Source organism: Bradyrhizobium sp. USDA 3315 (assembly GCF_054056795.1).
Genome location: NZ_JBSRYP010000001.1, coordinates 236144 through 256490, shown reverse-complemented (window position 1 = coordinate 256490; position 20347 = coordinate 236144). Strand labels below are relative to the sequence as shown.

Sequence of the window (20347 nt, the reverse complement as noted above, 5' to 3'; positions counted from 1 at the left end):
CATCTCGTCGCGCCGCCGAGTGTGCGGCCGCGCCTAGCGCAGGCAAAGCCTATCGCGCCTGAGCCGTGTCTGGTGCCCCTTTCGCCATCGCCGGCTCCACTGCCGTGGCCCCTCGCGCCATCGCCAAAGCCGGCCGACCTTACGCTCGATCCGTCGCGCGACGACCTGTTGACGTCGTTCGGCAAGCTGATGTTGAGCGACCGGTATCTGCTCGCCGGCGAAACTTACCAGGACATGTTCGCGCGGGTGTCTTGCGCTTTCGCGGACGATGTTGCGCATGCCCAACGTCTCTATGATGCGATGTCTCGGCTGTGGTTCATGCCGGCCACACCGGTGCTCTCCAACGGCGGGACCACGCGCGGCCTGCCGATCTCCTGCTTCCTCAACTCGGTGTCGGACTCGCTCGAAGGCATCGTCGGTACCTGGAACGAGAACGTCTGGCTTGCTTCCAACGGCGGCGGCATCGGCACCTACTGGGGCAATGTTCGCTCGATCGGCGAGAAAGTAAAGGGCGGGGTCACCTCAGGCATCATCCCGTTCATCCACGTCATGGACGGCCTGACGCTGGCGATTAGCCAGGGCTCGTTGCGGCGCGGCTCGGCGGCGGTCTATCTCGATATTCACCATCCCGAGATCGAGGAGTTCCTCGAGATTCGCAAGGCGTCCGGCGACTTCAACCGCAAGAGCCTCAACCTGCATCACGGCGTCAACGTCACCGATGAGTTCATGCGTGCCGTGGGCGCCGGCACCGCGTTCGCTCTGCGCAGCCCGAAGACTAACGAGGTCGTCCGCGAGATCGATGCCCGCCAGCTGTGGCAACGCATCCTTGAGAACCGGCTCCAGACCGGCGAGCCTTATCTCTTGTTCATCGACACCGTGAACCGCGCGCTCCCCAAGCATCAGCGCGAGTTGGGCCTCAAGGTCTCGACCTCCAACCTGTGCAGCGAAATTACCCTGCCGACCGGCATCGATCATCGCGACGAGGAGCGCACCGCGGTCTGCTGTCTGTCGTCGCTCAACCTCGAGACCTGGGACCAGTGGAGTGAGGAGCCCATCTTCATCGAGGATGTCATGCGCTTCCTCGACAACGTGCTCAGCCACTTCATCACGGTGGCGCCGGACGGCATGAAGCGTGCCCGCTACGCCGCCCTGCGTGAGCGCTCCGTCGGCCTCGGCGTCATGGGCTTCCACTCCTTCCTGCAGGCCAAGGGCATTCCAATGGAAAGTGTCATGGCCAAGTCTTTCAATCTGAACATGTTCCGAAAAATCCGTCGCGATGCCGACGCGGCATCCGTGACGCTCGCGCGCGAGCGTGGCCCGTGCCCGGATGCCCTGGAACGCGGCGTGATGGCGCGCTTCAGCCATAAGATTGCGATCGCGCCGACCGCCTCGATCAGCATCATCTGCGGCGGCACCAGCGCCTGCGTCGAGCCGATCCCGGCCAACATCTACACCCATAAGACGTTGTCAGGCGCCATCTCGGTGCGTAATCCGCATCTCACCAAGGTGCTGACCGCGAAAGGCGTAGACACCTCGGCGATCTGGCATTCGATCATCGCGCACGAGGGGTCGGTCGCCCATCTCGACGTCCTGTCAGAGCACGAGAAAGCGGTCTTTCGCACCGCCTTCGAGATCGACCAGCGCTGGGTCGTCGAGCTTGCCGCCGACCGCGCCGCGTTCATCTGCCAGAGCCAGTCGATTAACCTCTATCTTCCGGCTGACGTCGACAAGTGGGACCTCCACATGCTGCACTGGACGGCCTGGAAGCACGGGGTGAAGAGCCTCTACTACTGCCGTTCAAAATCGATCTCGCGCGCGGCGTTCGCCGGCAGGATCGGCGACGGCGACAAGCCCGTGCCACCGCAGCCGCGCACCGACTATGAGGAGTGCCTCGCATGTCAGTGATCGATCTCTCGTCCGTCGATCCACGCACGCTGATCGGCAAGGGGCGCGTCGGCCTTCTCGACTCGACCGGCAGCTATGACGTCGATCGCTACGCCTGGGCTTACGAGTTCTGGAAACGCCAGCAGCAGACCCATTGGATGGGCGAGGAGGTGCCGCTCGGCGCCGACCTCAAGGACTGGGCGTCGGAGCGCGTCACCGCCAGCGAGCGCACACTGCTCACCCAGATCTTTCGTTTCTTCACTCAGTCGGACATCGAGGTCGGAGACAACTATCTCAAGCGCTACATCCCGATCTTCCAGCCGCTCACTGTTCAGATGATGATGGCGGCCTTCAGCAACATGGAGACGGTCCACATCGACGCCTATGCGCTGCTGCTCAAGACGCTCGGCATGCCCAAGACCGAGTTCGACGCATTCCGAAGCTATGACGAGATGCGCGCCAAGGCGGACTACATGCACGAGTTCGGCGTCGACAGCGTGGCCGATGTCGCTCGGACCTTGGCGATGTTCGGCGCCTTCACCGAAGGCATGGCGTTGTTCGCGAGCTTCGCCATGCTGCTCAACTTCCCGCGCCACAACAAGATGAACGGCATGGGACAGATCGTAAGCTGGTCAGTGCGCGACGAGAGTCTGCATTGTGAGGGTATCATCAAGCTGTTTCACGAATGGCACCGCGAAACCGGCGCGGTGACGCGCGCTGTCCGTGACGACATCGTCGACGTCGCCAAGACCATGGTGAAGCTGGAGGAGAACTTCGTCGACCTCGCCTTCGGCCTCGGCAAGATCGAGGGCATGCGAGCTGAGCAGATCCACGCCTACGTCCGCTATGTCGCCGACTGGCGACTGACCCAACTGCGGATTGACCCGGTCTTCGGCTTCTTCGAAGCCAAGGAGAGCGGATTCACCCAGCTCAAGACGCATCCGCTACCGTGGCTTGTCGAGATTCTCAATGGTGTCGAGCACGCCAATTTCTTCGAGCAGCGCGCCACGGAGTACTCCAAGGCGGCGAGCCGCGGCAGCTGGGACGGCGAAGACGGGGTGTGGGCAGCTTTCGGCCGCTTGTAGGCAGCCGGAACAGCGCTTTGGTGCGTCCGCTCGTACATCCCGGGCGTTCGCGAAAGGAGGCTCCGCCGCTGCTTGCGGGGGGGGGGGGGGGGCGCAGCGGACATCAGTGGCATGCTTTACGCCGCTCGAAATCATGATGGGTGGGCATCGGCGTTCGGCATCGATCGGCCAAATTGGAGGCGGTGAGACCATTTAACGGTTCCACCGGTATCAGAGCTTATCACAAGGCTCTCGGCGGGATGAGCGGAGACGCGCGGTATAGGGCAACCGATCGAAGAAAACTGCGTCCGTTGACGTGCCGATGCGCAAATGCACTCAAGCCCAAGTTGCGTTCGCTTGAGGTGCAGACGTAATCGATGTCGAGGCTGCTTGCATCGAGGCCTGCGATGCGGCTTGGGAAGGAGGGGTTGCGCGCTCGCCGTCTTTTTTGAGAAGGGCCGACGGAACAGCTTTACGCATCTTGGCCAAAGGCTTCGTGGCCCCGTACAACGCAAGGCGGAGAGGCCAAAAGCGAGAAAAGCGCGGACTGGTGATCGTTCGTCAGGTTTTCGCTGTCCCTGCCGAGGCACGGGCTATGGTCGTTAGCGAGTAGTCCGATCTTCCCCAAAGTCTGCGGGGCGATCTTCAGCGGGATCTTCGGGCTAAAGGGTTGGGTCCAACGCTGTAGACGAATGAAGTCCTCTTCTCCATTCGGATCTTGGGGGCTAAGCATTCCCGAAGGCCTTCCGCCTGAGAATCAACCTGGAATTTCGTTCCGGCTTGGAAGTCAACGTAATCTTTAGAGGACGCAACCAGCGTAGTTTTTCGTCAGGTTTTCGTCAGCTCACCAATCTACGCTTGATACGTTCATCGGTCGACAACGCCTAGTCTCATCAACGAGCACAATGACTCCTTATATGATGTTAGGCGCAACGCCGATCTCTCCCAGTCCAGCCCACTGTCTTTCCAATGCCTGCTCGCCGGCGGCTCCCGGCGAGCAGGCGCGCTTTGAGCCGTCTCTTGGCCAAGTGGCCTCCAATCAGGATGTCGCCTCATCAGTTGCAGATAGGACCGCAGTGGTTCCGACGGTATCGGAAGTGCAGCGCGCGAGTACGCTGGCGAGTCCATCGGGCGACCGCGTCCTTCAAGCCCTTTCCAACATGTACCACAGCCATGCCGTTGCTCCGGCGGCCGGCAGCGCGCGGTCTGCGCCGAACGGCATGCAGCCTGGACCTGCCGCGCAGCCGCTGTTGCAACCGGTCGACATCGGCGCGCATGTGGCGGTTAAGCCGGTGGATGCGGATTTCGATGCGATGGTGGTGAATCTGAGGGATGTCTACAGTGGTGCCGTTCAGGTTTCCCTCGTCTCCAAAAGCACCGGTGCCGTCAGCTCGTCATTGAATAAGCTGCTATCGGCGGGTTGAGTGAAGCTGATGACTGGTGCGATGCACAGCGGGGGCAACGGCGGCCGTCAATCTTGGCGGCAGCTTCGCATTTGCCTTGCTCTGCCGCTTCTTCTTCCGTTGATCGGCTGCAAGGCTGATCTCTACAGCAAGATTCAGGAGCGTGAGGCCAATGAGATGCTTGCGCTTCTCCTGGGCAAGGGTATCGATGCCGTTCGTGTTGTCGCCAAGGACGGAACCAGCACGATCCAGGTCGAGGAAAGGCAGCTCGCATATTCGATCGACCTGCTAAATATTGAGGGGCTGCCGCGCCAATCTTTCAAGAATCTTGGCGAGGTGTTCAAAGGATCGGGTCTCGTTGCCTCCCCGATCGAGGAGCGCGCCCGTTACGTTTATGCGCTGAGCGAAGAATTGTCGCGCACCATTAGCGATATCGATGGCGTCCTTTCCGCCCGCGTGCACGTGGTTCTGCCGAAGAACGATCTGTTGCGGCAAGATGCGACCCCGTCTTCGGCGTCGGTTTTCATCCGGCATGGCTCGAATGCGAGGCTCTCGGCGCTGTTGCCTCAGATCAAGATGCTCGTCGCCAACAGCATCGAAGGGCTGTCTTACGACAAGGTGGCGGTGGTCTTCGTGCCGGTTGAGCGGGCTCCACTTGAGCAGCCGGCGCCGACGGCAGCCGCTTCGGCTCAATCAGCAAAGTCGGCTTCAACTCCGTGGCTTGCGCTCGGGTTGGGGGGCGCCGGCGCCACATTCGTCATTGCATCTTATGTGTTGCTTGGCGCGCGTCTTCGTCAGTTCGGGCAATCATCGCGCAAACTGATCATGTTCGGCAGGCGTTCGAATGTGCCCGCTGTCCAGGCTGCTGGTGAAAAGATCACGTCTGATGCGGCATAGCCGGGACGCTCATGTCGGCATCAATGTCACCCACCGAACCCAATCGTTCGTTCCCGCTAGCTTCCGATCGGCTGCGCAAGTTTGCTGCCTCGATCCATCCGAGCCGTCTTGCTGCGGGTCTTGATCCGCTGCTGTCGCCTTCGACATTACTCCGACTACAGCAGAGTTCCAGGCTGCAGCCAAGACTGGCCGAACTGCTGCTCGGCAGCGAAGTGGATGTGAGCGGATCTGGCTGGAACGACGACCTTCTGCTCGGACATGATCCGCGTCGGGCTGCCCTGCTCGCGGGCAGTATCTGGCATGCACGCTCCGTCCTGAAGCTGGTTTCAAAGCGCGATCTTTCGATTTTGGTCGCGATGATCGGTGCTGAAGCGCATGTTTTCGCCATCCGGCATCTATCCGCGGCGGTTGCAACGACGCCCGTTGCCGATCCGGAACAGTTGTCGCGACAGATTGAACACGATGGACATGCCTGCCTCGGCGCCTGGCTTGACGAGGCTCCGGCGCTTGACCGTATCCGCGTGCTTCTACGTCTGCCTATTGGGACCGCCGTGGACAATCCCGCGGCTGAGCATCGCAGTGTCGCAGATCCACTGCTTTCGCTGGTCGTTTCCCATTTGGGGATGGAGGCTGCCGCGGTATGACAGTCGACGTCCCAGCACTGCCCGTGGCGCCGCAGATCCGTCCGCTCGGCCCCCTTATTCCGGCGGCCGAGCTCAAGATCTGGCATGACGCCATACACGCGCGGGCCACTGCCGAGCGGCATCTGCAGCGCGTTCGCAGTTGGGGGCGCAAAGCATATGAGCGCGAACGGGCGCGCGGCCATGCTGAGGGCGTAAAGGCGGGCGCAGAGGAGATGGCGCGGTTGATTGCGCAGGCTGCTTGCGAACTCGCGCAGCGAAAGGCCGTTCTGGAACGGGAATTGCCCGAACTGGTCATTGAGATCGTGCGCGATTTGATTGGCGCCTTTGATCCGGGCGAGATGCTGGTGCGCAGTGTTCGTCATGCGATCGAGCAAAAGTACAAAAACACAGAAGTTTACCTTCACGTGTCCCCCCTGAAAGCCGATCTGCTTGCCAGGGAATTCGCCGCCTACAACGGACAGGACGGTCGGCCCAAGGTCCGGATTGAGCCGGATCCGGCGCTGGCGGCGGACCAATGCGTTTTGTGGAGCGAGTTTGGCAATGTCGATCTCGGACTTGCCGCACAGCTCCGCGCGCTTCGGCTGGGGCTTGGCCTGTCTTCGCAGGAAGGTGAGCCGTGACCACGCAACGACCGAGCCACGATGCCACGGCTGAAGAGGGGGCTGTCCACGCCGCACTCTCATCCTTAAGATCTTCCGCCACGCATATCGATACGCGTGCCGTCCGGGGGCGGATCACGCGGGCGATTGGCACGCTGCTCCATGCCGTCTTGCCGGAGGCCCGGGTCGGGGAACTATGCCTCTTGCGGGATCCTCGCAGCGGATGGTCGCTCGAGGCGGAGGTGATCGGTCTATTGCCGGACGGGGTGTTACTCACGCCGATCGGCGACATGGTCGGGTTGTCCAACCGGGCGGAAGTCGTCACGACCGGGCGAATGCAGGAAGTGCCAGTCGGCCCCGACTTGCTCGGCCGCGTGATCGACAGTTTCGGCCGCCCGCTCGATGGTAAGGGCCCAATCAAGGCTGGCGAGGCTCGCCCGCTGCGCGGCAAGGCCCCCAATCCCATGAAACGGCGCGATATCGAACAGCCTTTTCCGCTCGGCGTTCGTGTCTTGGATGGGCTTCTGACATGTGGAGAAGGCCAGCGGATCGGAATCTACGGCGACGCCGGTTGCGGCAAGTCGACGCTGATGTCGCAAATCGTCAAAGGCGCAGCCGCCGACGTCACGATTGTCGCGCTGATCGGCGAACGCGGCCGAGAGGTGCGTGAATTCATCGAGCGTCATCTTGGCGAGGCGCTCCGCCGTTCGGTCGTCGTCGTTGAGACATCCGACCGTTCGGCGATGGAGCGGGCACAATGCGCCCATATGGCGACGGCGCTTGCCGAGTATTTTCGTGATCAGGGACTTCGCGTCGTCCTGATGATGGACTCTTTGACGCGCTTTAGCCGCGCGATGCGCGAAATCGGCCTTGCCGCAGGAGAACCTCCGACCCGGCGCGGATTTCCGCCCTCCGTCTTTGCGCTGCTGCCGGGCCTGTTGGAGCGCGCCGGCATGGGCGAGCATGGCTCCATCACGGCCTTCTATACCGTACTTGTCGAAGGTGATGGTACGGGCGATCCAATCGCAGAAGAATCACGCGGCATTCTTGACGGCCACATCATTCTCTCGCGCGCGCTGGCCTCGCGAGAGCATTTTCCGGCGATCGACGTGTTGTCGAGCCGAAGCCGCGTCATGGATGCGATCGTGTCTGTGCCGCATCGAAAGGGGGCGTCCGTCTTTCGTGATCTGCTCTCGCGCTACGCGGAGGCGGAGTTTCTAATCAAGGTCGGCGAATACAAGCAAGGCTCCGATCCGCTGACCGACCGGGCGATGGCCTCGATCGAGGAGTTGCGGGCGTTCCTGCGGCAGGGCCAGGACGAGGCATGCAACTTTGAGGAGACAGTCGCATGGATGTCGCGTCTGACCGCCTGAATCTCGTTCAGGCGTCGAAATTGCGGCTCGTGAAGGACATGAGGGAGCGGAGTGCCCTTCGTGAACTGGCCAGCATGGAAACCAAGCGCCGCGTCGCAGGTGAAGCCGTCGAACGAGCTTCGGAGCAGCTTGCAAATGCCGAAAGACACCGTGCAAGGGTCGAAACTGAGCTTTATCGGGAGATGTTATCGGCCGATGCGATATCCGTCAGCGAACTCGAGCGCCGCCATCATCTCATCATCGGGCGGCTCACAGAGGACATTGCGGCGGCGCAGCGGGTTCTTGACGAGGCGCGCACCGCTCAAGATCAAGCCGAGGCAGCGGTCCTTGAGGCGCGGACGCTTTGGGCCAAACGTTCGGCTGCGTGCCACAAATGGCAAAAGATCGAGCGTGACGTTGAGCGCATCACCAATGCTCATGTTGAAGCCGCAGCGGAAATCGAAGCCGATGATGAGATCTTGCTTCGCTATCGGAGCGGCGCGCCCGCCCAAAGGGGAGGCGAGCCGAGCTGATGGCCGATTCTCCTTTGCCGGCGCGGACGTGCCGTGATGGGCAGGCGCCGCCTGCGATACAGAGGCCGGGTGGATCCGCACCATTCAGACCGGCGCTGACCCTCTCTCATGCTGTGGTCTCGTGGCTCAATGAGGTCGCAGCTTTCCGCGGACCTCTGCAAAGCCGTCTCGGTGATAAGCCGCTATCGCTGCGTATGAACCGGCTTGTCTGGCAGGTCGAGCCGCCTGAGACATCGATGCTTGACTGCGTCTTTGATGCTGGCGGCGAAAAGCTCGTCCTATCGTTACCTGGTCCGCTTGCCGAAGTGCTGATTGCGACCGTGCAGAATGGCCTGACTTTACCTTCCGAGCCGACGCGTTCGCTGGTTCTTGAACTGGCGCTTGAACCGTTGCTGTCCTCCCTGGAGAGACTAATGCGGCGGCATTTGCGGCTTATCCGCACCGATGAAGCGACGAAATCAGGCCCATACCTGGAATTCGACGTCGCCTATGGTCCGCTCACGAGCAAGGCGCGCCTGCTCCTGTTCTCGTCTCTGGACGGTCCAGTTCCGCCCGCGTTCACCGCCCTTGGGGAACTGCTTGGCCGATTGCCGCGACAGACGCCCAAGCTTGGTTCTGAACTCCCTGTCATCGTTGCAGGCGAGATTGGCTCGCTCCGGGTCACAATCGGCCTTGTTCGTCAAGCCCGGCAAGGCGATGCGCTGCTGCCGGACGAAATTCCCCTTGCTCGGGGCCGACTCATCCTCACCGCCGACCGATTGTGGGCCCCTGCCGAGATTGCCGGCGACCGGCTGGTCCTGCGGGGGCCATTCCGCTTGCAAACCCACCCCCTGAAAAGTGGACACATGACGACACAAACCGAAGCGCAGCAGCTCCCTTCCGAGGCCGATATTGACGCTCTCGAGATCACACTCGTATTCGAATGCGGCCGCTTGCCGATGCCGCTGGGAACTTTGCGAAGCATCAACGAAGGCCATGTGTTCGAACTTGGCCGGCCGCTCGACGGCCCCGTCGATATCCTTGCCAACGGCCAACGTATCGGCCGCGGCGATATCGTGCGGATCGGCGAGGAACTTGCCGTTAGGTTGCGCGGCAGGTTGGCGGTCAATGACTGACATTCAACCCAGCATTCTCGCGCTTCTTGCGATCACGGTCGGTCTCGGCCTGCTCGCCTTCGCAGTCGTGACAACGACCGCCTTCATAAAGGTCTCGGTTGTTCTTTTCCTGGTGCGCAACGCCCTCGGGACCCAGTCGATACCGCCTAACATCGTCCTGTACGGCGCTGCGCTGATCCTGACCGTCTTCATCAGCGCCCCGGTTTTCGAGCAGACCTACAACCGCCTGACGGATCCGCAACTTCGCTACCAAACGTTTGATGACTGGGTGACAGCCGCCAAGGAGGGGCAGGAGCCGCTGCGCACCCATCTGAAGAAGTTCACCAATGAAGAGCAGCGCCGGTTTTTCCTGTCCTCGACTGAACATGTCTGGTCGGAAGAGATGCGCGGCAGCGCCACGGCTGATGATTTTGCAATTCTTGTGCCGTCGTTCTTGATCTCGGAGCTCAAGCGTGGCTTCGAAATCGGCTTTCTTCTCTATCTTCCCTTTATCACCATCGACCTGATCGTCACGACGATTTTGATGGCCATGGGGATGTCGATGGTGTCGCCTACGGTGATATCTGTTCCCTTCAAGCTCTTTCTGTTCGTCACCATCGACGGCTGGTCACGTCTCATGCACGGCTTGGTGTTAAGCTACGCGACGCCGGGAGGCTGACAATGAACGAAGCCAGCATCCTCATGCACCTGAGCCAATCGCTCGTGCTTTTCATGATCTGGGTTCTGCCGCCGCTCCTCGCGGCTCTCATCTCGGGATTGATCATTGGCCTCATCCAAGCGGCAACCCAGCTCCAGGATCAAACCTTGCCCCTGACGGTGAAGCTTCTGGTGGTCGTCGCCGTGCTCGCCGGATTTTCTCCGGTGCTCAGCGCCCCACTCATCGAACAAGCCGAGCGTATTTTCCGGGAGTTTCCTGCACTCACCTCAAGATACTAGCAGGGCTTGGATGGCTGGCTTGTCACCCTCAGATGCGCACGCTCTCGTCCAGGGCGGAATCGAACTTGTCGCCGCAACCGGCCTGAGCGCGGCCCGCGCCTTAGGCATCATGCTGGTTCTTCCCGTCTTTACCCGGCCGCGTATCAGTGGCCTGATCCGCGGAAGCCTGACGATTGCGATCGGACTACCGTGTCTGGCGCAGATCAAACTCGGCCTCCAGGCGCTGGACCCGAACACGCGTCTGGTCAGCGTCACCATGCTCGGTCTGAAGGAGGTGTTCGTCGGCCTTCTGCTCGGCATCCTGCTCAGCATTCCCTTATGGAGTATCCAGGCAGTCGGCGACATCATCGATACCCAGCGAGGAATCTCAAGCCAGGTTGCGGCGGAAGATCCTGCGACGCACAGCCAGGCGTCGGGAACCGGGCTTTTTCTCGGTGTCACCGCGGTCACGATCTTCGTTCTGGTTGGCGGCCTCCAGACCATGGTGAGCAGCCTTTATGGCAGCTATCTGATCTGGCCCGTGTATCAGTTCCTGCCTGCGGTGACGGAACAAGGGGCAATGGAATGCCTCACCCTTCTCGATCATATCATGCTGACGACGCTATTGGTCGCCGGGCCGGTGCTGGCTCTGCTGCTGCTGATCGACATATCGGTCATGATGCTCGGCCGCTTCGCATCGCAGCTCAAGCTGAACGATCTTTCGCCTACGATCAAGAATGTGGCCTTCGGCGTCATCATGGTCAGCTACAGCGTCTATCTCCTCGAATACGCGGGAGCTGAAATCCTCACCTCGAACAATATGCTCGAGTATTTCAAGAAGCTCTTGAAATGAGCGGCACGAGCGAGGAGAAAAAGCTTCCTCCGACCCCCAAGAAGCTGCGCGATGCGCGCAAGAAAGGGCAGAGCGCGCGCAGCTCCGATCTGGTGAGCGGGGTCAGCGCCTGCGCCGGCTTTTCCTGTCTGTGGTGGAGAGCGGGGGCGATCGAAGACAAGTGGCATGAAACGGTCCGGCTGATCGACAAACTGCAGGAGCAGCCCTTCTCGAGTGCAGTTCCGCAGGCACTCAACGGCTTACTGGAACTCTCGGTTGCGGCGGTTGGGCCATTGCTTGCGGCTGCCGTGGTAGCAGGCCTTCTGGCCAATGTTCTGGCCAATGGCGGCTTCATGTTTGCTTTGGAGCCGCTCAAACCGCAACTTGAGAAACTGGATCCGATCAAAGGCTTGAAGCGGATCGCATCGAAACGTTCGGCCATCGAGCTTGGCAAGACGCTGGTTAAGGTGATGCTCCTGGGAACGTGCTTCTTCCTCACCGTGACCGCAAGCTGGAAAGCGCTGGTGTACTTGCCGGTCTGCGGCATCGGCTGTCTCGGAATAGTCTTCACCGAGGTCAAGCTGCTGGCAGGAATCGCTGCTGGGGCCTTTCTCGTGGGCGGATTGGCCGACCTTCTGATCCAGCGCTGGTTGTTCATGCAGGAGATGCGCATGACCGAAACCGAGGCCAAGCGCGAGAACAAGGAACAGCAAGGCAATCCGCAGGTGAAGGGCGAACGCCGGCGTCTGCGCCAGGTGTCGGCGAACGAGGCTCCGCTTGGCGTCAATCGCGCCAACTTGATACTGAGGGGGTCCGCAGCCTTGATTGGGCTGCGCTATGTTCGCGGCGAAACTGGCGTGCCGGTTCTGGTCTGTCGGGGTGAGGGCGAAGCTGCTTCCAAGTTGCTTGGCGAGGCGCGCGCGCTGCGCCTCAAGATTGTGGATGACGACCTCCTGACGCGTCAGCTGCTCGGCAAAGCAGGACTTGGCAATCCGGTTCCGTCGCAATATTTCGAGTCGATCGCAAAAGCGCTTTACGCTGCCGGGTTGGTCTAGAGCGTTTTCCAGCGAAGTGGACACCGGCTCGCGCGAAAAAAAACGCGTCAAAACAAGAATCTGGAGTTCCGTTCCGATTCAATCGGAACGGACAAGGCTCTAGGGTGTTTTCGAGCGAAGTTGGGTACCGGTTCGCGGAAGAAAACGCGCCAGAACAACAATCCAGCCTGCGATTCAATCGGCACGGAAAAGCGCTAGATCATTTTGATCAGCCGGTAGCGATGCAACGCCGTCATCGAGGAGGCTGTACGTCCCTCGTTGCCGCCGCAGGGGCTTCCGACGCGGCCCCACTGCTCTGTCCGCCTTCTCCGTTGCTCTTGTTGCCTGGGCCAAACGTGCCGTAGCTGGCAACCGGTATGGCGGCGCGATCGCCTTTGCTCGTCATGACCGACCGATTGTCCAGCAAGTCGAGCGGATCGTTGACCATGACTGCCAGATTGCTTCTGGTCGAGCAGCCAAGCGTCGGGTCGAACGAATTATCGTTGACTGCAGGCCCGACGATGGAAAGCGACGGACAGACAGGAGGGTGGGCTTCAAAGGTGATCGCCTCGATCCTTACCCCGAAATGGGAGGGCAGATCGAGAGGTGAGGCGGATAGCCGGATATTATAGGGGGCAATGCCCATGGCACGGACCTCGTGGGCCACCTGTGCAATGAGCCGGGGCGAGCCAGTGACATCGACATGGAGTGCGTCCCGCCGGCCGCCACTTGCACTCGCAATGAAACTCCGCAGCCGATGTCTTTCCGAGCCACGAAGGCTCTGTAGGACCAAAACACTGTTCTTCTGCTCCACCTGGATCGCCTGTTCAGCCGGCCCGGGGGGGATCGAAGCACTGTTTGCGCATCCGCCCAATGTTGCCGCAACAACGACCAAATGGCACAAACGTCGCAAGGTCATTTGGCGATCCTCATTCGATGATAAAGCCGGCGCTGCCGGTCAATCCTGGTGCGCTCGTGCGGGGCGCATCGCGGTCTTTTGGCGGCCGCGCCAGCGTGTTCGTCAAGATGCGGCCTGTGTCTGAGGGCGGTGCTATGCGGTCGGTCGGCGCACTTATCCGGGTCGGGTTCGATCCCGGCCGCACGATGTAGGGCGTGACAATAATAACCAGCTCGGTCTCGCGCTTTTGAAACGATGAGGAGCGAAAAAGGGCGCCGAGGATCGGCACGTCGCCGAGCCAAGGAAACTCGCCAATGTCATTGTTGAAGTTGCGCCTGATGAGCCCGCCGATTGCAAAGCTCTGACCGCTGGCGAGCTCGACCACGGTGCTGGCCCGCCGGGTTGAGAGAGCAGGGACTTCCATGCCATTGATTTTGACTTGGCCTTCGCTCGACAGTTCGCTGACTTCGGGCTTTACACGGACATTGATCTGATTGTTGTTAAGAACCGTCGGGACGAACTCGAGGCTCACGCCGAACTGGCGGAATTGAACCGACACCTGCCGATTATCCTGCATGACCGGAATCGGAAATTCGCCGCCGGCCAGGAAGCTCGCGGACTCGCCGGACATTGCCGTCAGATTCGGCTCAGCCAGGATCGAGGCGAGGTGCTCGCTGGCGAGTGCGTCAAGAACAGCGCTCAGATTGGTATTGCCGGCGCTAAACCCGATGCCGATCGTGCCGCCGCCGCCGGCCGCGCCGGACCCGCCATCTTTGCCGCTGATAAGGAAAGCGCCGTTCGGGCTAGATGCGGTGAAGTGGATATTGAGATCCTTGACGGCGCTTCGGGAGACTTCTGCGACCCGCACGCTGAGATTTACCTGCAACGAGCCGGCCACCTGGATCTTGTTGACGACCAGCGCCCCCGCGCCGAGAAACTGCTCGGTGACTTTCTTGGCAGTCTCAACAACCTCCGCATTGGGCGCCGTACCGCTCAGGATCGCCCCGCGCGGGGTATAGCTGACCTGGATCGGATAGTCGCCGACCTCGGCTCGAAGCGTGGCTCGCAGGTCCTCGATCGGCTGTGTGACGACCACGCGCAGCTCGGCGAGAGCCTCGCCGCTTTCGTTCAGGGCAAAGAGGCTGGTGCGTCCTGATTTCTTGCCAAACACGAAGATCGTCGTATTCGACGGCGCCTGATAATCCGCAATCGTCGGGTCGGCAACAAATATGCTCGCCGCTGCAGCAGTCAGATGGATCGTCTTGCCCTGTGAGGAAATCAGGTTCAGCGTGCCGGAGGTGCTGCCGGGCGCGCTACGCGGCGGTTCTGCTTTGCCATCCCGCTTGGTCTCGGCTGCCGCAGCAAGTGGAAATTGCAGTGCAAGTCCGCACAGGACGTAGCATATGAGAGGCAAAACAGCCGAGCGCGCCGCCCCGGCGACCATCCACGGCTCATCAGCGCCGGCAGCATTGTAAACGACCTTCAAGGGATTGTTGCTTTCAAGTTCGATTCAGTTAGGCGGCCGATGCCGCGCCAATGAGTTCAAGGGTGTAACCGACGCCGCGCGCGGTCTTGATCCTGAGCGTCGCGCCCGACTGGTTCAAATGCGTGCGCAAGCGATAGATCCCGACTTCCAGCGCATTGGTCGAGACCTCGTCATCGAACGCATAAAGGCTATCCTCCAGCGATGCGCGCGGCACGGTGCGGCCGGCGCGGTTGAGCAGATGTTCAAGAATGCACACTTCGCGGCGGGCAATCCGCAGTACCCGACCGCCGACCGCGACTTGCCTCCCGATCGGGTCGAAATGCAGATTGCCGAATGTCACGACCGGCGCCGTCATTTGCGTCGACCGCCGCAGAATGGCCCGCATGCGCGCGATGAGTTCGTCAGTCGACACAGGTTTGGGAAGGAAATCATCCGCACCCGCGTTGAAAATCGCAATCCGCCGGCCGATGTCGTTGAGACTGCTCATCATCATGGCCGGCATTGAGCGTCCCTCGCGTCGCAACTGCTTCAGCCAGTCCAAGCCGTCTCCATCAGGCAGAACCAATTCGAGCAAAAGAATGTGGTAGTTGGCGCAATCGAGCGCGGCCGCCGCCTCATCGAGCGTGCGCGTCACATCAACGGCGAACCCGCAATTCAGCAGCGCCTCCTTCACAGCACGGACAAAGTCCGAATGATGATCAATCAGGAGAATTCGCATTTCATCGCCTCTCGTCCATCCACGCCAAGACGTTAAGCGCGTCACGGTTGAGCAAGAGGTTCGACGGAACTGGCAGACGCCCGCTTTGGCGCCTGCGCAAAATTCCGAGGGCGATGAAGCAGAGCATGATGGCGGGCGAGCAATCCTCGTGATTTGCACGTCTTCGGATTGAAGAATGCCTCGCCATCGATGAGGGCCCTCGTGTCGAGAAGAACCGCGAAATCACTGGCGAAGCCGAAAGCCGTAGGGGCAGGTTGGTGCATCTGAGCGTCGATTGCAGCTGTATCTGCACGCGCTGAGTAGCCGCCATCGACCATGACATCGCTAGAGCGCGCAATCGAAGCGCAAGCGCCGACGGTTGGATTGGTGGCTGAGCAGCCTGGCGAAATCGACATTTAGGAACTCCCCACTTTTGTCCGGTCTCGCGGTCAGTCTTGCTATGCTGTCGAGCCTGTAGCATCGCCATAACGAGGCAAGCTTTTCCGCGTGAAAGACAGGTTTCACCTCACGCATCTGGATCAGTGTTCCAGCGCCGCGGTGCGCGACGAATAGATCGATGCTCCTCCCGACTACGGAGTAAGCCGTTCCCTGACGGCAGACAGACCTGCGGGAGGCCAACGATCCCGATGTTTTGTCGCGTCCGATGCTGCGCCCGACCGACAGCAGCGAACGAGCGGAGGATAGGGCCGCCGCTCGTCGGAACCGCGGCGCGTGTGATTGAGGTCAGGCAGCCAGCTGCATCTCATCTTGGATGAGCTGCGGCGGAATGATCGAAGCCCGAATCGTTGGTTGCGTCGTGCGCGGAAATCGCGAGGTAAACAGAGCCTGCGTTCTGCTCGACTGCGAAATGGCGCCGCCGCTGCAACGGGCATGGCGCTGAGCTCTCCGTGCTGTATACGAGCGGTTTTAAGAACACGTCGTCGACGGGTGTGATCGACCGGGGTGACGAAGTGGAGCGGTGCGGCGTTGAGTTTGAGAGACGTTCGCAATTCTTGCTACCTGTCAGGAAGTGTTCGCGCGAGCGGGGGCTGTGTCGCGAAGCTGTCGGAAATCCTACAATCTGACGTTAGGAGAGTTTCAAGTCTCTTTAACAGTTGGTTACACGCGTCTTCAAACTAACGCGGGTCGTGAAGCGACAACGACATAGTCTGGACACGTCATAGCCTTGAGGATCGCGACTTTCTCCAACGTCGTGAGCATTTTGTCTGTCCAATATCCCATGATGTGCAGGTTGAGCCACAGCGACGGCGTCGTGTGAAGATCCAACCGTTCTTGCTTCGCTCCAAGGCAAGCCATAACGCGCGTGCGCGTGCGACTGCCCGATCGCCTCACATGTGGCAATTGGCGGGCAGGCTTGCCGCCAGATGCGTTGATTTGAGGCGTGAGGCTTAACGTCCTGGATGCAGACGGCGATTACCCAAGCGGAATTGACCGGCAAGGGATTGAAAAGAGAATCGATTGTCACACCACATTCTTGAATGCTGCCTCCAAAGATTGAGGCCGACTATGGGGGCGTCAGGCAAGATCGGCAAAATCAATTGTTTTGATGGAACGCATTCAAGCGGCGGATAGGCGTAGCGTGCGGCGCTGCTCGCCACGTCTGATGTGGCCTCCACTGGGCTGCTACGTGATGCAATCGCATCCAGCCGTCTTCTGGCCAAAGGCGAGTCAGCGTAAGGCCGAGCCGGCCATGAGTAGAAGCGGCTTTCAGGCTCTCGTGCCAACGAGCCGTTGGCGAAGTGACGAGGCGATCACGGATATGCCAAGCAGTTCTCGGAAAAGTCGTCTCGATCTCACTGGCCCGGCTGGATTGCCGCGACCATTGCGATTGGTCGATTCAATGTCACCTGCGCTCGATCACTGCTGGGGCGGCGGGTGCACTGACCAGACTGGCTTGGCAAAAACTAACCTACGAGGTTGTGAGGTCGGATTAGTCCTCGCGACCACTTGCGCATGAGTGCGACAGGTTGTTGTTCTCGCAAGCACGACGCGCTTGATGTCTGAAAGCAGCCAATCGGGTTGCGAAGACGTCATCATGCGAGTGTCAGCTTAGGCGATCTGTGATTATAATGGAGGGAGAAGAGCATATGAAGTTTACTGTCAAAGGCTTGGCGATCCTGTTGTCTCTGCTTTCGGCGACAAGCGTGAGCACGAACGCCAGAGCCGATGAGCCCTCGCCAAAATACACCGAGGTGCTCAATGCCCTGCAGACCGGCAAGAATGTGAAGCTCATACTGGACATGAGCCGCTGTACCGCCGCGGAGGGGGGCAAGCCTGCGTCTGCGACGCAAGCCGGTCTGGTCATCAATGCCTTCAGGGTCACCGCCCAGAATGGCATCAGCTTCGCCAACGCGCATCAAACGGTGGATAGCACGGGACATGCCGTGACGGAATACATCCGCCATAGTCTCAGCCGCGAAGGTAGGCTCACGGTGCGTGCCTCCAAGCTTGTTGTCGGAACGACTGAGCTCGTGAACCAGGGCGAGTTCATCTGCGACCTTCCTGATGGTGCAAAGTTCATCTGGTAAACGAGAAGCACCGCGCAGGGGGATTGGTGTCGAAAGTTCGATCCCCCTGACCCATGTGAAACGGCTTCGCAAGCCATGAGACCTGGTCTCGATGGTGACGACGGCCAGATTGCTTCTAGTCGTCGTGATTGTTCACAGCCATCCTATTGTGGCGATCGTGCGAAAATGCTCGTCGATAAGCCATGTCACGGAAAGCCCGGCTGTGCTGGACCTCCGAGCAGGAGCTGGCCGGCACGCTGAAGTGTTCCCTCATTCAAAGCCGCATGCTGAGCAACGACGAAGCTGTCGCACATCGCGCGCGCCAGATTGCTCGCCGTGTACAGCGAGCCAGTTCCGGCGAGACTGCTTGCGATGTTGCAGACTTCGGCGCTTTGTAGCGCGGCGTGGGTGGCGGCGAGCCGCATCAGCGTTGCGGTGTTCGGATTTATGGAGCCATTCAGCGCCTCGTTCCACAGTTCTTCGGTAGCCTCATAGAAGAAGGATCGCGCGGAACGCAGTTTGGCTTCGGCTTTGGCCGTCTCCAATTGGACATAGCCACGCTGTCCCATCACAGGCGCTCCAGTGATCGAGGGGCGGCTCCGGCTTATCGCGATCAGCTCGTTCAGCGCGGAGCGTGCAATACCAATGCCAACGACCGCATGCGCCTGGGCGGCGAAGGCGACTGACGGATAACGGTAAATCGGCCGGTCGAGTGTCGGCGAGCCGCCGCGGATCAGGGTCCATTCCTCCGGCACGATGATATCTTCGAGAACCACGTCGTGGCTGCCGGTTCCTTGCAGGCCAATGACGTCCCAATGGGGGCGGATAGTCACCTTTTCGGCTGGCACTACGGCTACACGTGGAAAGCCACCGGTTGGGTCGTCTTCCACCGCGATGCCGACGCCGATCAAAGCCGCGCCGGGCGAGCCGCTGGCGAATGGCCACGCGCCGCTTACGACAAATCCGCCGGTGCTTCGCCGGGCGGGCTGTAGCGGGAAAATCGCAGCTGAGTACACCACGTCGGGTCCATTTGCGTAGATTTTGCCAAGCGTTTCATCTGGAAGAGCAGCGAGATTGCAGGCCCCATCGCCAAAGCTGGCGACCCAACCGGCCGAGCCGTCGGCCTCGGAAATGCGTTCGATCAGGCGACAAAACTCGGCCGGCGTTCGCTCCTCGCCGCCGAAGCGCTTTGCGACCATAGCCCGATAGACGCCGACTCGTTTGAAGCCCTCGATTATATCGCCTGGAATTTGTTGAGCGACGGCGAAATCGTTTCGACGGGCGCGGATCTCAGCGAGCAGCGTCGGGAGGTTATCCCCGGTGGCAGGCTTGACGTCGCCGTCTGGTGGGATCATCTCTGGCGAAGCGTTCATAACTGTCTCCGGTGCTCATACGAGCGCTACTGCGCGTCACTGAGAAGAGCGGAGATCCTGGCCGCATCGCAATGCGGCGGATTCGTCTTCAACATTGCGCCGTATAAGACGGCTGGGGAGCGCGCTGTATTATCGCGTTTTTCTATGATGACAGCAGCGCATGCTTGTCATGGTGTTCTCGAACTAGGGGCTGTCACATTCGTTGCCAAGTCAGTCGACCTACGTCTGCGAACTCCTGCCCGGCGACCGAGCACACCGCCTTGCCATGTCCCAGCAATCCACGTGCCAATGAGATATGTCTGTCACCCATGTTGGGGTGAGTGAGGCTGCGTGATCCGCGCCGCGCCGCGTAGCTTCATGTCCGATGTCCGGCATAGCACGTTGTCAAACGAACACGATGGTCTGAACATGACGGTGTCGGCTTTGACTGAGAACCATTCCAATTTCGATCACTCGGAGTTTCAAGTGATCCGGCGCGGAAAGCTGTCATTGCAGATTCCGTAGCGCTATAGTTCGAGTGTTGCTGGTGATGTTCTCGACCGCCGGATCCACTAGCGGCTGCGTGCTGGAAATCTCTCTGGACTTTGGCTGGCGTATAGCCAAGAATCATGCATATGACTTTGCATCAATGTGGGGCGACTTTTAGTCAACACACTCCGGGCGGATCCGATCCGTAACCTGCATCCTGCACGTCGATCGGCTATGACGCGTATAGCAAGCTCATCTGGTAGGGCCCCAAAACCGGCGATCGACGTGTTGAGTCTAGGCATAGCGCCCGTCGTTGTTGCAAAGTGACCGGCTAGGAGATCTCGCTCTCTCCCATGCGGCGGCGCTCGTGTGACAGTCCCCATACGATTGTGGTCGCGCCCGGAAACAAAGCGAGGTTCGAAGACGCCGAGCAACAATTGAGCCATCAGTTCTAGATGCGAGCAACTAGCCAAGCTGTCCCCGCGCGTTCAACCAGCATCAGTCCCATTGAAAGTGCCGCGCTGCCGCATATGAGTATAATGCAATCGATATATCCAGCCGCATATCACTGGCCATGATGGGACTGCCTATGATGGGCTTACCACAGTCGAGTTCACTCGGAGGC

Annotated in this window: 18 protein-coding genes; 14 read left to right on the top strand and 4 right to left on the bottom strand. The window is 60.2% G+C overall.

Annotation, left to right across the window (positions count from 1 at the left end):
- The first annotated feature begins 72 nt into the window (after positions 1–72).
- The 13 genes from ACVIYL_RS01040 (at position 73) to ACVIYL_RS00980 (ending at position 12293) form a co-directional block, all read left to right on the top strand.
- A complete protein-coding gene (locus ACVIYL_RS01040) occupies positions 73–1905 on the top strand; it encodes a ribonucleoside-diphosphate reductase subunit alpha (RefSeq protein ID WP_456777502.1) in 1833 nt (610 codons plus the stop codon).
- The gene (locus ACVIYL_RS01035; RefSeq protein ID WP_456777501.1) at positions 1896–2969 is read left to right on the top strand and encodes a ribonucleotide-diphosphate reductase subunit beta; all 1074 of its coding nucleotides are present in this window, start codon (positions 1896–1898) and stop codon (positions 2967–2969) included. The genes ACVIYL_RS01040 and ACVIYL_RS01035 overlap by 10 nt, the downstream gene beginning before the upstream one ends.
- A gap of 884 nt (positions 2970–3853) precedes the next feature.
- The gene (locus ACVIYL_RS01030) at positions 3854–4372 is read left to right on the top strand and encodes a nodulation protein NolB (RefSeq protein ID WP_456777500.1); all 519 of its coding nucleotides are present in this window, start codon (positions 3854–3856) and stop codon (positions 4370–4372) included.
- Between the two features lie 9 nt (positions 4373–4381).
- A complete protein-coding gene (sctJ, locus tag ACVIYL_RS01025; protein WP_456781750.1) occupies positions 4382–5248 on the top strand; it encodes a type III secretion system inner membrane ring lipoprotein SctJ in 867 nt (288 codons plus the stop codon).
- 11 nt (positions 5249–5259) lie between these two features.
- A complete protein-coding gene (locus ACVIYL_RS01020) occupies positions 5260–5892 on the top strand; it encodes a nodulation protein NolU (RefSeq protein WP_456777499.1) in 633 nt (210 codons plus the stop codon).
- Positions 5889–6512 (top strand): type III secretion system stator protein SctL, encoded by a 624-nt coding sequence (sctL, locus tag ACVIYL_RS01015; protein WP_456777498.1) that lies wholly within the window; start codon positions 5889–5891, stop codon positions 6510–6512. Before ACVIYL_RS01020 ends, sctL begins: the two co-directional genes overlap by 4 nt.
- Complete coding sequence (gene sctN, locus ACVIYL_RS01010) at positions 6509–7864, top strand: type III secretion system ATPase SctN (RefSeq protein ID WP_456777497.1); 1356 nt, start codon at positions 6509–6511, stop codon at positions 7862–7864. The genes sctL and sctN overlap by 4 nt, the downstream gene beginning before the upstream one ends.
- A complete protein-coding gene (locus tag ACVIYL_RS01005; RefSeq protein ID WP_456777496.1) occupies positions 7840–8376 on the top strand; it encodes a hypothetical protein in 537 nt (178 codons plus the stop codon). The genes sctN and ACVIYL_RS01005 overlap by 25 nt, the downstream gene beginning before the upstream one ends.
- Positions 8377–8489: 113 nt before the next feature.
- Entirely contained in the window at positions 8490–9491 is a 1002-nt protein-coding gene (gene sctQ / locus ACVIYL_RS01000) for a type III secretion system cytoplasmic ring protein SctQ (RefSeq protein WP_456781749.1), read from the top strand.
- Positions 9484–10149: a type III secretion system export apparatus subunit SctR gene (gene sctR / locus ACVIYL_RS00995; protein WP_310879804.1), complete on the top strand. Its 666-nt coding sequence runs from the start codon at positions 9484–9486 to the stop codon at positions 10147–10149. Before sctQ ends, sctR begins: the two co-directional genes overlap by 8 nt.
- A 2-nt stretch (positions 10150–10151) precedes the next feature.
- A complete protein-coding gene (locus tag ACVIYL_RS00990) occupies positions 10152–10427 on the top strand; it encodes an EscS/YscS/HrcS family type III secretion system export apparatus protein (protein WP_310879805.1) in 276 nt (91 codons plus the stop codon).
- Positions 10428–10437: 10 nt separating this feature from the next.
- Complete coding sequence (gene sctT, locus ACVIYL_RS00985) at positions 10438–11259, top strand: type III secretion system export apparatus subunit SctT (RefSeq protein WP_456777495.1); 822 nt, start codon at positions 10438–10440, stop codon at positions 11257–11259.
- On the top strand, positions 11256–12293 hold the full coding sequence (locus ACVIYL_RS00980; RefSeq protein WP_456777494.1) for an EscU/YscU/HrcU family type III secretion system export apparatus switch protein: 1038 nt from the start codon (positions 11256–11258) through the stop codon (positions 12291–12293). Before sctT ends, ACVIYL_RS00980 begins: the two co-directional genes overlap by 4 nt.
- Before the next feature lie 232 nt (positions 12294–12525).
- On the opposite strand, the gene ACVIYL_RS00975 is transcribed toward ACVIYL_RS00980, so the two are convergent.
- Genes ACVIYL_RS00975 through ACVIYL_RS00965 form a run of 3 tightly spaced genes read right to left on the bottom strand, consistent with a single transcriptional unit; the run spans position 12526 to position 15374 of the window.
- The gene (locus ACVIYL_RS00975) at positions 12526–13191 is read right to left on the bottom strand and encodes a CpaD family pilus assembly lipoprotein (protein ID WP_456777493.1); all 666 of its coding nucleotides are present in this window, start codon (positions 13189–13191) and stop codon (positions 12526–12528) included.
- 10 nt (positions 13192–13201) lie between these two features.
- Positions 13202–14656 (bottom strand): type II and III secretion system protein family protein, encoded by a 1455-nt coding sequence (locus tag ACVIYL_RS00970; protein WP_456777492.1) that lies wholly within the window; start codon positions 14654–14656, stop codon positions 13202–13204.
- Between the two features lie 28 nt (positions 14657–14684).
- A complete protein-coding gene (locus tag ACVIYL_RS00965) occupies positions 14685–15374 on the bottom strand; it encodes a response regulator (protein WP_310879810.1) in 690 nt (229 codons plus the stop codon).
- A 2087-nt stretch (positions 15375–17461) separates the two neighbouring features.
- Here ACVIYL_RS00965 and ACVIYL_RS00960 point away from each other — a divergent pair.
- Entirely contained in the window at positions 17462–17902 is a 441-nt protein-coding gene (locus ACVIYL_RS00960; protein ID WP_456777491.1) for a VirK family protein, read from the top strand.
- Between the two features lie 185 nt (positions 17903–18087).
- On the opposite strand, the gene ACVIYL_RS00955 is transcribed toward ACVIYL_RS00960, so the two are convergent.
- A complete protein-coding gene (locus ACVIYL_RS00955) occupies positions 18088–19254 on the bottom strand; it encodes an acyl-CoA dehydrogenase family protein (RefSeq protein WP_456777490.1) in 1167 nt (388 codons plus the stop codon).
- Positions 19255–20347 lie beyond the last annotated feature (1093 nt).

Excerpts from the sequence above, each read along its gene's own strand:
- ACVIYL_RS01020 (WP_456777499.1), top strand. The coding sequence starts at position 5,260 with ATGTCGGCATCAATGTCACCCACCGAACCCAATCGTTCGTTCCCGCTA.
- ACVIYL_RS01035 (WP_456777501.1), top strand. The coding sequence starts at position 1,896 with ATGTCAGTGATCGATCTCTCGTCCGTCGATCCACGCACGCTGATCGGC.
- sctL (WP_456777498.1), top strand. The coding sequence starts at position 5,889 with ATGACAGTCGACGTCCCAGCACTGCCCGTGGCGCCGCAGATCCGTCCG.
- ACVIYL_RS00975 (WP_456777493.1), bottom strand. The coding sequence starts at position 13,191 with ATGACCTTGCGACGTTTGTGCCATTTGGTCGTTGTTGCGGCAACATTG.
- ACVIYL_RS00965 (WP_310879810.1), bottom strand. The coding sequence starts at position 15,374 with ATGCGAATTCTCCTGATTGATCATCATTCGGACTTTGTCCGTGCTGTG.
- sctJ (WP_456781750.1), top strand. The coding sequence starts at position 4,382 with ATGACTGGTGCGATGCACAGCGGGGGCAACGGCGGCCGTCAATCTTGG.
- ACVIYL_RS00960 (WP_456777491.1), top strand. The coding sequence starts at position 17,462 with ATGAAGTTTACTGTCAAAGGCTTGGCGATCCTGTTGTCTCTGCTTTCG.
- ACVIYL_RS01005 (WP_456777496.1), top strand. The coding sequence starts at position 7,840 with ATGGATGTCGCGTCTGACCGCCTGAATCTCGTTCAGGCGTCGAAATTG.
- ACVIYL_RS00955 (WP_456777490.1), bottom strand. The coding sequence starts at position 19,254 with ATGAACGCTTCGCCAGAGATGATCCCACCAGACGGCGACGTCAAGCCT.
- ACVIYL_RS00990 (WP_310879805.1), top strand. The coding sequence starts at position 10,152 with ATGAACGAAGCCAGCATCCTCATGCACCTGAGCCAATCGCTCGTGCTT.
- ACVIYL_RS00980 (WP_456777494.1), top strand. The coding sequence starts at position 11,256 with ATGAGCGGCACGAGCGAGGAGAAAAAGCTTCCTCCGACCCCCAAGAAG.
- sctR (WP_310879804.1), top strand. The coding sequence starts at position 9,484 with ATGACTGACATTCAACCCAGCATTCTCGCGCTTCTTGCGATCACGGTC.
- sctT (WP_456777495.1), top strand. The coding sequence starts at position 10,438 with ATGGCTGGCTTGTCACCCTCAGATGCGCACGCTCTCGTCCAGGGCGGA.
- ACVIYL_RS01030 (WP_456777500.1), top strand. The coding sequence starts at position 3,854 with ATGACTCCTTATATGATGTTAGGCGCAACGCCGATCTCTCCCAGTCCA.